The sequence below is a fragment of the Enterobacter sp. S-33 genome, from assembly GCF_028735835.1.
In the GTDB taxonomy this organism is placed as follows: domain Bacteria; phylum Pseudomonadota; class Gammaproteobacteria; order Enterobacterales; family Enterobacteriaceae; genus Enterobacter; species Enterobacter vonholyi.
Genome location: NZ_CP117838.1, coordinates 2472470 through 2486137 on the forward strand (window position 1 = coordinate 2472470; position 13668 = coordinate 2486137).

18 protein-coding genes and 1 pseudogene are annotated in these 13668 nt (G+C 50.5%); 3 read left to right on the plus strand and 16 right to left on the minus strand.

The window, feature by feature from the left end; genetic code table 11:
- Positions 1 to 19: 19 nt before the first annotated feature.
- The 9 genes from PUP35_RS22000 to PUP35_RS11715 form a co-directional block, all read right to left on the minus strand.
- The gene (locus tag PUP35_RS22000) at positions 20 to 376 is read right to left on the minus strand and encodes an Ig-like domain-containing protein (RefSeq protein ID WP_443112694.1); all 357 of its coding nucleotides are present in this window, start codon (positions 374 to 376) and stop codon (positions 20 to 22) included.
- Positions 301 to 1254: a major capsid protein gene (locus PUP35_RS11680; RefSeq protein ID WP_274239578.1), complete on the minus strand. Its 954-nt coding sequence runs from the start codon at positions 1252 to 1254 to the stop codon at positions 301 to 303. Before PUP35_RS11680 ends, PUP35_RS22000 begins: the two co-directional genes overlap by 76 nt.
- An 11-nt stretch (positions 1255 to 1265) precedes the next feature.
- The gene (locus PUP35_RS11685) at positions 1266 to 2036 is read right to left on the minus strand and encodes a hypothetical protein (RefSeq protein ID WP_127731143.1); all 771 of its coding nucleotides are present in this window, start codon (positions 2034 to 2036) and stop codon (positions 1266 to 1268) included.
- A gap of 80 nt (positions 2037 to 2116) precedes the next feature.
- Positions 2117 to 3214, minus strand: a complete 1098-nt coding sequence (locus tag PUP35_RS11690) for a hypothetical protein (RefSeq protein WP_274239580.1) — start codon at positions 3212 to 3214, stop codon at positions 2117 to 2119.
- Between the two features lies 1 nt (position 3215).
- The gene (locus PUP35_RS11695) at positions 3216 to 4604 is read right to left on the minus strand and encodes a DUF4055 domain-containing protein (protein WP_274239583.1); all 1389 of its coding nucleotides are present in this window, start codon (positions 4602 to 4604) and stop codon (positions 3216 to 3218) included.
- 1 nt (position 4605) lies between these two features.
- The gene (locus PUP35_RS11700) at positions 4606 to 5913 is read right to left on the minus strand and encodes a terminase large subunit domain-containing protein (protein ID WP_274239585.1); all 1308 of its coding nucleotides are present in this window, start codon (positions 5911 to 5913) and stop codon (positions 4606 to 4608) included.
- Positions 5891 to 6880, minus strand: coding sequence for a terminase small subunit (locus PUP35_RS11705; RefSeq protein WP_274239587.1), 990 nt, complete (start codon positions 6878 to 6880; stop codon positions 5891 to 5893). The genes PUP35_RS11700 and PUP35_RS11705 overlap by 23 nt, the downstream gene beginning before the upstream one ends.
- Positions 6881 to 6957: 77 nt before the next feature.
- A complete protein-coding gene (locus PUP35_RS11710) occupies positions 6958 to 7143 on the minus strand; it encodes a hypothetical protein (protein WP_274239589.1) in 186 nt (61 codons plus the stop codon).
- Positions 7144 to 7521: 378 nt separating this feature from the next.
- The gene (locus PUP35_RS11715; RefSeq protein WP_103142814.1) at positions 7522 to 7878 is read right to left on the minus strand and encodes a hypothetical protein; all 357 of its coding nucleotides are present in this window, start codon (positions 7876 to 7878) and stop codon (positions 7522 to 7524) included.
- Positions 7879 to 8309: 431 nt separating this feature from the next.
- Between PUP35_RS11715 and PUP35_RS11720 the strand changes: the two genes are divergently transcribed.
- The gene (locus PUP35_RS11720) at positions 8310 to 8744 is read left to right on the plus strand and encodes a hypothetical protein (RefSeq protein WP_274239592.1); all 435 of its coding nucleotides are present in this window, start codon (positions 8310 to 8312) and stop codon (positions 8742 to 8744) included.
- A gap of 122 nt (positions 8745 to 8866) precedes the next feature.
- On the plus strand, positions 8867 to 9169 hold the full coding sequence (locus PUP35_RS11725; RefSeq protein WP_103142813.1) for a hypothetical protein: 303 nt from the start codon (positions 8867 to 8869) through the stop codon (positions 9167 to 9169).
- 158 nt (positions 9170 to 9327) lie between these two features.
- On the opposite strand, the pseudogene PUP35_RS11730 reads toward PUP35_RS11725, so the two are convergent.
- Positions 9328 to 9545 (minus strand): annotated as a pseudogene (locus PUP35_RS11730) (hypothetical protein).
- Positions 9546 to 9607: 62 nt separating this feature from the next.
- On the opposite strand from PUP35_RS11730, the gene PUP35_RS11735 reads away from it, so the two are divergent.
- Positions 9608 to 10192, plus strand: a complete 585-nt coding sequence (locus PUP35_RS11735) for a hypothetical protein (RefSeq protein WP_274239595.1) — start codon at positions 9608 to 9610, stop codon at positions 10190 to 10192.
- Between the two features lie 78 nt (positions 10193 to 10270).
- Here the strand turns inward: PUP35_RS11735 and PUP35_RS11740 are convergent, their stop codons facing one another.
- The 6 genes from PUP35_RS11740 to rusA form a co-directional block, all read right to left on the minus strand.
- Positions 10271 to 10732, minus strand: coding sequence for a lysis protein (locus PUP35_RS11740; RefSeq protein WP_274239596.1), 462 nt, complete (start codon positions 10730 to 10732; stop codon positions 10271 to 10273).
- A complete protein-coding gene (locus PUP35_RS11745) occupies positions 10729 to 11223 on the minus strand; it encodes a lysozyme (protein WP_274239598.1) in 495 nt (164 codons plus the stop codon). Before PUP35_RS11745 ends, PUP35_RS11740 begins: the two co-directional genes overlap by 4 nt.
- Positions 11201 to 11425: a class II holin family protein gene (locus PUP35_RS11750; protein WP_103948522.1), complete on the minus strand. Its 225-nt coding sequence runs from the start codon at positions 11423 to 11425 to the stop codon at positions 11201 to 11203. Before PUP35_RS11750 ends, PUP35_RS11745 begins: the two co-directional genes overlap by 23 nt.
- Before the next feature lie 666 nt (positions 11426 to 12091).
- Complete coding sequence (locus PUP35_RS11755) at positions 12092 to 12283, minus strand: hypothetical protein (protein ID WP_136431254.1); 192 nt, start codon at positions 12281 to 12283, stop codon at positions 12092 to 12094.
- 192 nt (positions 12284 to 12475) lie between these two features.
- On the minus strand, positions 12476 to 13309 hold the full coding sequence (locus PUP35_RS11760) for an antitermination protein (protein ID WP_274239604.1): 834 nt from the start codon (positions 13307 to 13309) through the stop codon (positions 12476 to 12478).
- Entirely contained in the window at positions 13306 to 13668 is a 363-nt protein-coding gene (gene rusA / locus PUP35_RS11765; protein ID WP_274239605.1) for a crossover junction endodeoxyribonuclease RusA, read from the minus strand. The genes PUP35_RS11760 and rusA overlap by 4 nt, the downstream gene beginning before the upstream one ends.

Here is a 13668-nt window from a genome sequence, read left to right on the forward strand (position 1 = left end):
GGGGCTTACGCCCCATCAGTTAGCCTGCAGCAGGCGCGGTGAAGGTGATTTCCTCACTCGATTTAGCAATACCATCAACAGTACCAGTGACTGTGAAAGTACCAGCTGTATCAGAGGTAAGTTTGACCGTCGCCCCACCAGCAGAACCGGTCTGAGAACTGGCAGTGCTGAGCGTGCCGCCGGTTGAATTCCAGGCAACAGTTTTGCCGGAAACACCTGCGCCGTTTAGCGCGTACTTAAGGGAAATGGTGACCGCATCGGTGCTGTCAGCGGTTGCGGAGGTTTTATCCGCTGACAGCTTTACTCCCCCGCTGCGGATCCCAGTTTGATCAGCACGCCTGCCGTTGATTTGTTGCTGGTGAAGTGCTTCTTCCAGTTACCTGCAGTGCCGATTTTGGTCAGGTCCGGGTTGTCGCCTTTGGAGGTATCCCAGCTGTAACCCAGCAAATCGACATTCACCACGCCTTCAGCACGGTAGCCGATTGCCAGGTTTTCCTGATCGTTGATGTCGTATGAACGGAACCCCGGAGCCTGAGACTCAGTTACAGTCACTGCCCCGGCCACCAGCCCAAGGATCGCATCAGCGTCCATGGTATCGGTAACCAGCACCGGTTTACCCAGGGTGCCCGGCTGTCCGCCGTAAACCACTACGCCCGCTTCTTCGTAGATTTTGTTGGCGATCGCCTCATCCACGATGTCGAAGTAGGTAGCGGAGTGCATAACGAAGAGCACGACACGGTTGAACTTGTCGCCGTACTTACGCAGGCCACGTGTCAGGGTCTTCTTACCGTCGGTCTCAATGTCGGCAGTGACCACCATATCCGCGTTGGCGCCAATTGCTGCCGTCAGGGCCTTCAAGCCGTATTTCACGTAGCCTTCCAGCGTAGCGTCAGCCACATCAGTGCCGATCACTTCTGAGAACTCATCAACCGAGCGGCCGCGGCGTTTGAACGCTTCTTCAGTAGTTTCGTATGGACCGTATTTCCACGGTGCTTTGACGGATACGGCTTCACCGGCGCCAATCTTCTTACCCGTCACTTTATCGGTGGAGTTAACGTCACGCGATTCGATTGAGCCGCCCACTTTGTAGAAGGCTCGCTTGCGGAAATCGCCTTCAATCAGCTCGTTATCCAGCAGGATCGCACCGTTGGAGGACGCGTTGAAAATAGCCAGGTTGTCCTGACGGCGCTCGAGAAAAGCGGTCTGCGCCAGGTCGTCATAAATGATCAGGTCACTATTAACAGTGGTAGACATGGGTTAATCCCTTATTTTGGAAGTTTGAGGAAGGCCTGCTGGCCATGCTTGCGGATGTAGTCCGCTTTGTCGCTGGCGCTCATTTCGGAACGTTTCAGGCTGCCACCACCGTTTGGTTTATGTCCGCCCGCGCCGGTGCCTTCTGCGCGTGGGAACAGATGCGGAGCCGTCTCCTTAAGAGACTCCGCCCACTCAAGCGGGCTTAGTGGAGTTTTGCCGTCTTTACCGAACAGAACGTCGCCATTTGCATCAACTGCTACGGCCTCGCCTTCGTCGTTGAGCTGGAATGTGCCTTTGGCACGCAGAATCAGATCGTCAGATGCTTCCGGCAGCGCACCAGCTTTTGACGCTGCTGCACGGATTGCATCGCCCAGAACTCGATCCCGAAATTTGTTGGAGAACGCTTCGGCTTTGTCGGCGCGTTCATTTGCGGCTTTGATTTGCTTATCGACGTCAGCACGCAGACGCTCGGTGCGCTTATCGAGCACCTCATCGATTTTTCCGGCGGCAATAAGCTTTGCCTCTTCGTCGTCGGAAAAACGCTGGAGGATCCCGCGCACTGCATCAGGATCGATACCATCAAAGCGAGACAGGTGTTCTTTTTGCTGCTTAATAGTACCCAGCAGCTCAGAGTTTTTCGATTTCAGGCCAGTGACTTCGTTGGTCACGCGCTCATCAATCAGCTTCTGGATTTCTGGGGTGATTTCGATGCCACCGCCGCCGCTGCCCTCGCCGCCGCTTTCTGGTGCATAGAATTTCAGAAGCATGTTTCGAATTAACATATTTTCCCCTCGGGATTTTGCCGGGCCTCGCCCATAAAAAAGCCCCGGCGGATGCCAGGGCGTGGAGTAAGGTGTGATTGTTAGTTGTCTGTGCCAGAGAGCTGCTTCAGACGTTCCAAGCTGATCCATTCGCCTCTGTCAGTGAACATATCAGCCAGGTCGATTTCACCCGCGCGGAACAATCGGCCACGCTCGGCACCCAGAACCTGATCCTGCCGTTGAGCTGGCTGACGCGCGAGCCATTCCAGATACGAGGTTTTCCCCGGTACCTGGCCATCCATGCTGGCACGAGTGCCCTCGTCCATCTCGGCAATATCAATGCCGAGTTCGCGCCATGACTTGAGAATCAGGGTTTCGGTAGAACGGCAGCAGAAATGAATCTTCCCGGGTCCCTGCAGGTAAGGCACCTTATGCCCGACCGGTTTGTTCTCCAGGGTGTAACGCAGCAGGTCACGAATAATGCAGTCGTGGCTGGTTTTATTGTCCAGTGTAGACAGCCACTGTTTGCCTTTAACGATATCGCTGTTAGCGCTGGTGAAGCTGTTGCGCGCTGTGGCAGCCAGATGATTCACAGCTGTTTTAGCGATGCTGGCGGCGTTTGCCCTGCTCATCTGCAGCGCCCCGTCGCGATAGCCTTTGTTGGCGTGACCACGAACATTGCGCGCGATAGTTTCTACCGTGTCGCCAGCAAGATAACCCCTGCGGACGGCGTTCACGATACGCGCCAGCCTGTCCGATTCCAGATTCTCCGCCCACTCACTCAGCAGCCGCCCCTGAAAGGGTTGCGCCATCGCCGCGGCATACACCATATCGGCGGTGATGCCCTGCAACGGATAGTGAGACAAGACCTGTGATGACAGAAGGGAATCGAACAGGCTCAGCTGATAACTGGCTTCGTTCTTTGCCAGTGCCACCAGCTCACTCTCGAGCCCTGCCTGCATGGTGGCTACGGCCTGATGGTTAAGCTCACGCACGCTGCCCAGTAAACTCTGCAGACGGCTAACGGTGAAGCTCTCGGGAGGCAATCTGTCCAGCGCATCCAGTAGACGTGCCGACAAGTCAGCATCCGTCTCGTTAAGCAACTTCACCATCCGGTTTGCCACGCCCGTAGCGTAGCGGCTTAAACAGATGGAATGTGCGATCGACTCATCGCGCAGGCGTTCGTTGACGGTTGGCATCTCAACCTCCCATCAACGTGGGTGCCTGATTGCGAATTGCATCAATCACTTCATCCGGGCTGTCCGCCGGGTCAATGAGATCGAGCTTCTGCAGCGCTCGAATCATATCGCTGTCGCGAAGCGCACCGGACTGCCAGGCGTTAACGATCGCCGTCACCATGCCCGACTCAGCAACCTTCGCAATGAATTCCTGATTGATGGTGTAACTCGTCGTTTCGCCCTTGATGCCGAGGTATTTCGCACACCAGCCAAGCGCCAGCGTATAGGCTTCAGAAACGTTTGAAACGCAGATACCGAGCACCGATGTTGAGGATGTTTGCTCACCGCTCGCTTGGGTTGCCGTCTTCGCCGTGGCGTTCTGCTCAATCAGCCTGGCGCCAAGTTGCACCATGTAATCGCGCTTGCTGTCCATGGCCTCTTTAGCAAGCATGTTCGGCTGCGCCTGGGCATAACCAAACGAGCCCTCCTTAGGAAGCAAAAGCGGTGATCGGGAACCAATTTTAACGCCCTTCTTCTCGAGGTGATCGCGCCAGTTGGTATCAAGCCCTGTCATGTACGGCTGCACCTGACCACAGAACCACACGCTGTCCTCATAGTCAGCACTGTTACGGTAATGACCGTGGTTTATCTCCACCAGCGCAGCCAATGGTGAATCATCGATAGTGGGATCGTTGTTCTGGGCGCCGACAAACGTGAACGGGATTTCGTCCCAGAAGTCCTTTCCTTTCGGTTTCGGTTGATATTCGCTGCTGACGGTATAGGCTCCGCTGGTCGTGCCACCTGACCTGCGCCATACCCGGCAGAGGAACCGCCCTTCTTCCATCGCCAGCTCGCGGTACTGTATTTCGTCCTTGTAAGCGTAACCATCCGGTTCTTCTACGCATTCGCGCAGGACCACCAGCACCAGCTGATCGCGTCCGTTAATTCGCTTTGTTCGCCAGTTGATAATGTTCTCTGCCGGATAGCGGAGGATGATCGCCTCATCGGAGGCTTCTGCGTAATCGACATAAAGCCCCTCTCGAGCGACCTCCAGCACATTCTCGGTCACCAGCTGCGACTGCTGGTAAATACTGGTACCGGCCCCGTCAGCATTGTCCAACAGGTATTTCAGCTTTTCAGGACCATTAAACGTGGGGTCCTTGCGATACGCCATCCCAAGCATGCCGATCTTCGTATTACCGGCAATCGCATAGAACACCGCGCGGTTCAGGTAGTCCTCATTGCGCTTGCGATTGCGTGTGGATTTATCGGTTGGGTCGAGATAAGGCAGATACTTATTACCCGCCGCTTTTACGGCCTCAGCTCCTTTGCAGAAGTCCCTGTATTTCCGCCAGGCAGCAGAAGCCGCCCGGTGTTCTGGTCGAACCCAGGTGATGTCGTCATTTGCCATATCAGAAAGTGGTGTCCATGGTGATTGAATATGCCGGTTTCACGATCGGGTAATCCTTCACGATGAAGTACCCACCAGCATCATTGGGGTGATCGTTATCTGCTGATTTATCCGGTTCGCCATTGGCCGCCCAGATTTGCTGCTCGAGGCTTTCGGTATAAACCGGGCAGTTCTGGACGTTCACCAGATAGCGGCGCTCGCCGTTGGCGTTACAGAACATAGCATTCATCGAGTTGATGCGGTCTTTAACCGGCGGGTTGGCATCATCAACGATGACGCTGAAGCCGGCATCGTTAAGCTGGGCAATATCCGTCTTGCTGGCGTTCTGCGATTTGCGGGAGTCGCCTGACGCATCCGGGTAGATGTAAATCTCCCGGCTCTTCACATAACGCCCATCCTCATATCGCCAGAACTCTTCCTGGATGCGCTTAATCATCGCCGGAGTATCATAGACCTTCACGAGTTCACGAACCGCACGCGGCAGGCCATTACGCTTTACGTGAACAATCGCGGCCATTTTCCCTACGTTGAAGTCCATACCGATAAACAGCGGATCCCCATCCTGAACCTCATCAGAACAGTTGTTCAGCTTACGGTTAAAGGTGTGGTAAATGGTCCCGCTGTTGAGGTTCGTGAACTTCCCTCGCAGGTATGCCTGAATCAGTTCGTCTGGGTAAGAACTCAGCAGCGATGGGATGTAATCAGGCGGTAGATTCTTCGCATTGTCGAACGTGCTGGCCTGAATCAGTCCATACAGCGCCGCCAGTTGCGGTTTATCCCGCACAGCCTTAACGAACTGCTGGTAGACAAACTTGAAGCCTTCCGGCGTTGTCGTGACGTCAATTCCATTTCTCAGGCCGGGAATGTTGTAACGCATACGGGCGATGATTTTTCGCCACGCCTGCTGCGCTTTGGCAGCCGCCATGACGTCCAGCTCATCCACCATCGCATTACCGATTTTGAAGCCGACGATCGAGCCGGGCTTCTCCATCGAGCGGCAGATTGTGGTCCCGCGGAACCGTCGCCCCTCGTAGAAATGAACCTCTTTGTTCCCCTCGTTGATTTTGACGCTCAGCCCCCAGTCGAATGCTACCTCTTCAATCGTCGGGTAGAAGATGTCACGGATCTGCGGATATGTTGGCGCGAAATAACCCTGGTTGATTTTAGGGTGCTCCCACATCCCTTTGCAGATGCCGCCACAACCCACCCACGTCTTACCAGAACCGAACCCGGCAACATAGGCTTTGAATTTGTGCTGCATCGCGAGGAAACGCGCCTGAGGAATGTTAAGTGTCGGGCTGATCCCCATCTTCCGCCCTCGCGTCCACTACGTTGATATTGATCTGCACTGGGGTTGGTTCATCGTCCTCACCATCACCGGCCAACTCTTTACGAAGCTTTTCTACCTCCAGCTGCCGGCGCTCGATTTCAATCTGCTGCAGGCGCTGCGCAAACTCGCTATCAGCCAGGCCCAGGCGCTTCATGACAGCTTCGAACATTCGCTCGCGGCTGATTGCTGTGATTTCGACGCCATTTTTGCCGACCTTTACACCGGAGTAAGCGAGCCGAGAAGCTGCCGGGAGTTTGCGCGTATCGGGGAAATAAGGCTGGCCAATGCCGTCGCCATTGCAGCGTGGGCATTCTGGATTGGGCTCTCGGGTGTGGTCGTAACCGTAACCGCCGGAATCTTCAGGTTCACGTCTGTCACGCTCAACAGCCTCGAGTCTTTTCTCTTCAAACTCAACTGCATCCCGCCACTGGTAGTGGTAACCGAAGCCCCAGCAATAACGACACGCACCGCGGCGATACTGCGAAAGCTGGTTTGCGTCGAAGGTGGCGAGTTGCCACATCTGCGCGAGCACTTCATCGGCACTGCCTAGCGTGCGCACAATGGAAGCTCTTTGCTGCCGCGCAATGGCCTGAGCAACGTTAGGATTCGTTATGAGCTGACGACCGTAGTTTGGATCACTATAACCAGCACGTGCCGCGGCAGCGGTGGCGTTATTGTCCTTCAGGTACTCAGCGACAAATAAGCGCTGTTGAGCGGTAAGCCCATCATCATCCACCAGCTCATTAGCGCTTTTATCTTTCTGCGTACTGCGCATTTTTTTCTGCGCAGGTTTTTGCGCAGTTTGCGCATAAGGTCTTTTGATATATCGACGGGCGGTAGCGTAGTTCAGTCCCTGCGCTTCACACCATTCCTTTGGTGATACGCCGGTTGCGGCATGTTCGGACAGGAACCGTTGCTGAAGCACGCCCCAGTCCGGTTTTGCCATTGTTATATTCCTGTTGTTATAGCCATTAAAAAAACCACCCGGAGGTGGCCTTTGTGATGACAATGAAAATTTCAGGTTTATTTTGAAAGCAAGTCTTTAAGGGTCCTCGCTTGCTCATCAGTGAGCTTCAGCAATTTTGCTTCATACTCTTCAAGCCACTTAAAACCAAGTTCTAATGCGGATTGGAAAGCAATGTCCGTGGGGCCTGCCTTAATTGCCTGCACTACTTTATGAAAATTCGAGTCGTCTATTGTATGCATCATGCACTCCTGTTTCGAAAGTCGTAAATTCGCATCATGACACCTTCAGTATCAAATTCTTGTACAGGATAATTATGGTTCTGCTTAAGATGACATCAATTAAAAGCCACAAGCGGATCCCAGTGGCTTGGGTGTGATAATCAGGAATGGATTCGAACCATTGAGCCAGAAGATATAGGTCGTCTGCACCATCCTCCAACTTATAGCAGCGTCACGCTTCGTCCGGATCGGTTTTACCCGACATCTCGCGCATCTCATTAATGTGTTTCGACATTATCGCAGGCACTCAGTGAATGCCTGCTGTAATGCCTATTCCGTAAGGAGATACCGATTAGCTCATGTTAACATTGTCAGATAATGGTGCTTAATAAAACACTAAGCTTAATCGCTCTTACGACGTTTCAGTTTCATCCTACCCTCTCCAACCTCAATCTCTTCATAATCTTTAAAAATTGCGATGATTAAGGTAATCCCAATGGAAGCCGCAGCAATAATAGCGGCTATCTCAAAACCAGACATTGCCGCTATGGGCGCGGCAGCAAGAGCAGACATGCCACCAGTAAAAGGTGTCGCAGCAAGAGCTGTGGTTAATAACGCAAGGCTAACACCGCTGGCTTTAGCAATCGTTTTACCTCGCTTCACCTTCGTGGCAAGTTCGCCTTCTATAGTAATATATTGGACTTTGTTAGCTTTTGCCTTCTCAAGCTCGTCCTTGGTCCGCACAATAACTTCGGCCATTTTCTTCCCCTGATTGTTTTTTGAGGATAATAACCGTGGTAATTATCTTAATAAAGTCCTACCAAGACTTTATTTCATACCAGTCAGTTGGAAGTTAGCCTGCCACGCTTTGTTATGCGCCAGAATGTCTTTCTTCGTTCGGCGGTCCAGAACGTCGATGTCGTGATCAGCCAAGCAGATTGTTTAGCCAGTTGCAGGCGGGATCAACCACCCGGACACTTCAGCGATTCACATAGCACGCGTTCAGCATCGTCATCAGGCATATAGGTACCGTGTCGTGATGCAGTTTTTTATGAGGGACATCACTCCGGCCCGATACCCCGTCTCAATGGCCCCCAAGACGCTTGATTTACTTGGTGATCCTTGGTTAAATTTTGTTCAGGTTATGCCGTTAATAATCTTACAAATGTAAATTTTGAGGACAGTGTTAAATGGAATGGTTACTTACAATGCTAATTATATTACTTGTTATGTTTATTTTATGGGCTTCATTAACCCACGGTATTTCAGGTAGATTTATCTATGTTAATAAAAGAAAAAAAGATGTAACTCTTCATATGGCTATCTTTGGTACACCAAGAAACAAAAAAGGTGTACACAAACTCAAAACTTCATTTGTTAACACATTGAAAAAATTAAAGAAAAATGGTTACTCAAGCGTATCATTGGAGAGTCATCTAATCGATTCAAAGAGACTGGCGATGTTGCATAGGCTGGCTCAACAGAACGGATATTCCATCGTGAATGTGCGTCACTTTCCTACGCCAAGATGGCAGCGTTTTTTTATTCCTGTTTCAATGGCTTTGTTACGGTTAAAGATAGTTAATGTGAATCCACAATCTTGCTCTTTGACCATCATTTTGTAATGTTAACAATCTGCTAATAGTACAGCCACTGAGGTAGCGTTTCATTCGATGAGGTACTCGCGACAGAAAATGACTTTTTGTCGGTTAGTGCAATAAATTAAATTCACCTTAAGGAAATAGGTATGGAGAGAGAGTTAACTGAACAGGAAAAAATCCTTGCGGATATTACTGGTTGTATTGTCGGCGCAATCACTGCTGCTGAACAGTTAGAAGGCAGCAAGAAGCAGGCGGTAATAGCCCAAGGCAACGAGGCAATGGGCATCCTTCATCAAAAAGGATACTCATTCGCACAGGAAGATGTGGACTACAAAAACCCTGATCTTCCTACTTACATCGTTACTAACATTGAAACAGGAGTGGTGTTATTCAGAATGAAGTCAGTGCACGCCCCTGCTCACAGGTGGTACACATACTTCACAATTTAGTTTATGGAGGGCTGATCAAATCAGCCTTTTCCTTTTTGCTGATACCATACTTAACGATGAACTCACCCACCTTTCGGTAATCAGGCTCGCACCGCATCAACACGCAGAACAGTGTCAGCGTCCTGAGGTAGATCGGAAGCTTCCAACTGTTTTTGATTTCAACTGACAGTCTGCAAGTCGCCATTGGTTTCTACCACTGCTGATAAACGTGTGAACTGTATTCGCTTCACAACGACCGGTGCGAAGTCAGCCATTCCCCAGTCTCTGTCGCCAGCGGCACAAAGCCGTTAAGCAGCTCAGACTGACGTTGTGACATTTTGCCCATGAAGGTTTCACCTGTTTGGGTGGTTAACTTGATTTGGTAGATGTAGGTCATATCTCATGTCCACATTATGTGTTTAAATGTTGTTATTTAACGCACTCAGACCAGGAGTAGATATGAACCCTGCAATTTTCATGAAAATCTTCGGCGAAGTGGATATTTCAAAGCTTTTTCTTAATATTGACCAAAATGATGACGAGCTAGGATCGGTTTTAAGAATTCATCTTTTGTGTGAGCGTTTACTTGATGCATGGATAGCGGCTCACCTTGACAAAGAAGATTTGTTTCAAAATTCAGCAGGGGAGAAAATAAAATTCAATCCAAGCTATGGGCTGAAGTTGGGGCTAGCAAAGAAGCTTGGGATGCATCCTGGTCTTTGCACCTGCCTTCAAACTATAAATAAAATCAGAAATAGCTTCGCTCACCGTTATGATTGCGAGCCTCTTTTAGCAAAAGACATGCAAGCCATGGCTAATATACTAATAAGCATACCTCTTCCCGGAAATGTTAAGAGTGTTGATGATGTTGAATTCAAAATCATCGACATCAATGATAACGAAATAAAAAGCTACTATTTCAATGATGAAAAAACCCCAAATCGCATTCGCCTTACTATTGTATTTTCAAACATACTGGCAAGGATAATCTCAGTAGTGGGCGATAATTTTAATAAAATAAGCCCACTAGGTTTTAAATATTAACCTGCTAAATAATCGTTTTACGTCTTCTACAGTCAAATTCTAATGGAGAGTCTATGTGAGAACCTCGAGGATTTGGCTCTATTTCAGGCACTGCTCTCTGATGTAGTCCTGCAGATAGCCGACCTGCTTCGTCACTGTGACGATTCGATCTCTGAGGGTGAAATAATCCCGTTCAGCGGAGTTAGTAAGTCGGGGGCTGGAAGCATCGCCCAGGCCGCCGGTGCCGGCCGTTCCGTTCGCGGGACATCTGGCGTTGAGGTGCAGCCCACACTTACCAGTGCTAACGCAACGCTGCAGATCTTCAAGCTGAGATTTCGCATCGGCTAATTCCTTCGTGTATTTAGCATCCAGTGCCGCTGCGTCACGCTGGCGGGTCTGCAGGTCTTTGATGGTGGCGTTCGCCAGGCTGAGCTTCTCGGTGGCTTTGTCGCGCTGGTCTTTGAAGGTAATGGCGTTACAGCGGTAGTGGTTAATCGCCCAGGCCATTGAAACAAGCAGGCAGATAACGACAGCGCAGATGATTGCGGTTAATCGGCTCATTTCTGTCCCCACTCGCAAACTTCACGCTCAATCTCGCGCCGGGTGATCAATCCTTTCCACTGCTTGCCACCGGCATATGTCCAGCGCTGCAGTTCTTTGCATGCCCCCGGCACATCACCGGAGTTCAGCTTCTTAAGCAGCGTGGAGCTGGCGAAAGCACCAGAGCCAACGTTATAGGTAAAGGAGTAAAGAGCAGCGCGAGTTGGCTCAGGGATGCGAACCTTGATCAGCGGGTCGATGGCGTTTGCCACCTTGTGCAGATCTGACTTCAGTAAGGCATCACATTCTTTATCGGTGTAACGGTGGCCGCGGCGAATATCGGCACCGGTGTGACCATCACAAACAGTCCAGACACCCACTACGTCTTGATAAGCGTAATAGCGACGTCCTTCAAGACCATCCGCATTGCCCAGCATGACAGCTGCAATAGAAATTGCACCGAATCCGCCAACAATGGCACCCACCAGCTTATTTCTGAGTGTCTGGTTCATCTCGGCTCCTGCTGCGGCGGTTGTCTTCGCGGATTTTGAAATAGAGATTTGTCAGATACGTTAGTACGGCGACGATGATGCCCACCAGCACGCCGATAGCATTCCACTGCTCGGGACTGTAGGCATTCAGCATGCCGTTTAGGATGCTACCGGCTGAAGCGCCGTAAGCAGCACCGGTGGTTAGTTTGTCCATACGATACATACTCTCACCTCGCTTTGTGCGGGTGCTGTTACAAGGAATAAAAAAGGCCGCCGAACGGCAGCCTAGTGATGACTGATAGTTTCCTGAGCTTCTTTCTCGCAAGGAAGGCAATAAATTAAACAATCCTTAAGATGAGCCATTTACATAAAAATATAATTAACTGTCCACATAGTTTAAAAGTGTTATTATTTGCACTAAGTCATGACTTTTGCTTTTGTGGATAAAAAAAAGACAATCGGGCAGAAGATGGAATTATTATTGCGGAGAGGAGTGATGTCATTCTCCGCGCTTTTTTGTCTCATACGAGCTTGTAATATTTCAAGGATCGTTTTGCTAGAACACGTACTGAGGTTTAGCACCCCTTCTTAGCCCTGAGGTCCCTTACAAAACACAAGGGAAAAATAAAAAAAGCCTGCTCGGACAAGCAGGCATAAATAGCTAAGTTGGCAATAACTGAGGGAGTGGTGCCGGGTGCCTCCCGGTGGAAATGATCACAGCATTCATTTCCGCGCGCTGGTTGGACACTCTGGAGAAATGTCCTGCTGAACCGCCCCTCCGCTTAGGGGGATCCACCACAAAAACGCTTTCAGAAACATCCATTCCGCAGGATGCTTAAGAAGCATATGTGCAGTATTAAGAATCTGCCACATAATCAGATGAATATATTCATCTAAATGGTACAGGCAGAGGGCCTTCAATCACCTCAGCTTCTCCGTTGTCGCAGATGTCGTCACCCTGTGTAAGATGCCAAATGCCATTAAATGTTAGTCCCGTCTCAAGGTCTTCGGTAACGCCATTGCTGTAGTAAGCAACCTGAATCTTGCCGTTGTGCTGTATCCAGTAGAAACCTTCTTCCATTTTCCCTCCTGCGCGGTTGGGAAAATTATAAATCACCGCGGGGTTGCTTGGATTTAAAAATTCTTAAATCGCTATTAAGCAAAAAGCCCCACGGGGTTAACCGCAGGGCTTTAAACGAAGGCAATAACCCATCGTTAAAGCAAAATTACCACAGTTTCGGGAAAAGTAAATAGCTCACGATAAAATAATGCCCTATTTTGTTATCTGCTTCAGCTGCGCATCAGCCCAAGCCTCTTCGATGTCAAACCTGGTGATGAGCTGATCGTAGAATGGCTTAACAGACTTCTTCCAGGTATCGATGCTGATAACATCCGTTATCTGGCACACCGCGGCGTAAGCCTCAGTTGATGGGATTCGTTCATATCCACGGCCACTGCAGCGCTTGCAATCAGCCAGTACCGGGACGCCCTGCTGTTCAGTAAGAACCTGATTAATAGATTTCCCGCGTCCATGACAGTAATTACAGGCACAGCTAACAACCTTCTTGCCCTTACACTGAGGGCAGAGAACGCGAGCAACCTCCCTGACCTGCCTCCGTACCTCATACTCAGAAGGTCGAATATTTTCGACACCCATACTCAGCGACATCTTCACGAATTTCTTCTCTTTTGCCGGAGTGTGGGACTTCATGCTGAAAACCTCAGCGTCAATAAACCCTTCCCCATTGCAGCCATCGCACTGCTTCACACTGGCGGCGCTGCGGGAATAGTCCTCGAACGCGAAGGTGACCAGTAGGTGCATTACCAGTGGTTTAACCACTGCATCAAGCTTTCGTAATGCCGCAACCCGATCGCACTTAGTCAACGCGTACTGGGCCAGCAACTCAATCGCCCTCTCCCGGTCATTGTTGCTGATACCCATCTTCCCGAGAAAGGCGCTATAACCCAAGGCTGCCCGTTCCTGCGTCATGCCCATAGCGGCCATGATATCCGTTCCGGTTAATGAGTCTGACGCAGTAGCACGCGGAGAGTCGCTAATCATTGTCGATTTGGCGAAGTGATATTTGAGAGTATTTTCAAGATTCATGCGGTCTCCAGCTCGGTAATGGTGAGTTCTAATTTTCCGCCCTTAACGACAGGCATTTTCACAACGCGATAGTCGACAACCTGGCAGTCATCCAGCCAGAATCCCGCCTTGGTTAAAGCGTCAAAAGCTGCCTTCTGCAGGTTATCCAGATCGCGGCGCCGGCGGTCGGGCATGTGACATTCAATTCGGATTTTGAGTGGTGCGGCTGTGCGGATATTAAGCCGGGCGCTTCGAATGACCGTGGCCACCTCATAGCGATATGCTACGCCATCGGCGCTAATATGCGTGCGCCCGCGGTTGTGCCGGTAATAGCAGTTGTTGCTCGGCGGCCAGGGTAAAGTGATTTGATATGTCTTCAC

Coding starts and splice junctions, on each gene's coding strand:
- PUP35_RS11700 (WP_274239585.1), bottom strand. CDS start 5,913: ATGGGGATCAGCCCGACACTTAACATTCCTCAGGCGCGTTTCCTCGCG.
- PUP35_RS11690 (WP_274239580.1), bottom strand. CDS start 3,214: ATGCCAACCGTCAACGAACGCCTGCGCGATGAGTCGATCGCACATTCC.
- PUP35_RS11720 (WP_274239592.1), top strand. CDS start 8,310: ATGGAATGGTTACTTACAATGCTAATTATATTACTTGTTATGTTTATT.
- PUP35_RS11685 (WP_127731143.1), bottom strand. CDS start 2,036: ATGTTAATTCGAAACATGCTTCTGAAATTCTATGCACCAGAAAGCGGC.
- PUP35_RS11715 (WP_103142814.1), bottom strand. CDS start 7,878: ATGGCCGAAGTTATTGTGCGGACCAAGGACGAGCTTGAGAAGGCAAAA.
- PUP35_RS11680 (WP_274239578.1), bottom strand. CDS start 1,254: ATGTCTACCACTGTTAATAGTGACCTGATCATTTATGACGACCTGGCG.
- PUP35_RS11705 (WP_274239587.1), bottom strand. CDS start 6,880: ATGGCAAAACCGGACTGGGGCGTGCTTCAGCAACGGTTCCTGTCCGAA.
- PUP35_RS11735 (WP_274239595.1), top strand. CDS start 9,608: ATGAACCCTGCAATTTTCATGAAAATCTTCGGCGAAGTGGATATTTCA.
- PUP35_RS11725 (WP_103142813.1), top strand. CDS start 8,867: ATGGAGAGAGAGTTAACTGAACAGGAAAAAATCCTTGCGGATATTACT.
- PUP35_RS11745 (WP_274239598.1), bottom strand. CDS start 11,223: ATGAACCAGACACTCAGAAATAAGCTGGTGGGTGCCATTGTTGGCGGA.
- PUP35_RS11710 (WP_274239589.1), bottom strand. CDS start 7,143: ATGATGCATACAATAGACGACTCGAATTTTCATAAAGTAGTGCAGGCA.
- PUP35_RS11695 (WP_274239583.1), bottom strand. CDS start 4,604: ATGGCAAATGACGACATCACCTGGGTTCGACCAGAACACCGGGCGGCT.
- PUP35_RS11755 (WP_136431254.1), bottom strand. CDS start 12,283: ATGGAAGAAGGTTTCTACTGGATACAGCACAACGGCAAGATTCAGGTT.
- PUP35_RS11750 (WP_103948522.1), bottom strand. CDS start 11,425: ATGTATCGTATGGACAAACTAACCACCGGTGCTGCTTACGGCGCTTCA.
- PUP35_RS11740 (WP_274239596.1), bottom strand. CDS start 10,732: ATGAGCCGATTAACCGCAATCATCTGCGCTGTCGTTATCTGCCTGCTT.
- PUP35_RS11760 (WP_274239604.1), bottom strand. CDS start 13,309: ATGAATCTTGAAAATACTCTCAAATATCACTTCGCCAAATCGACAATG.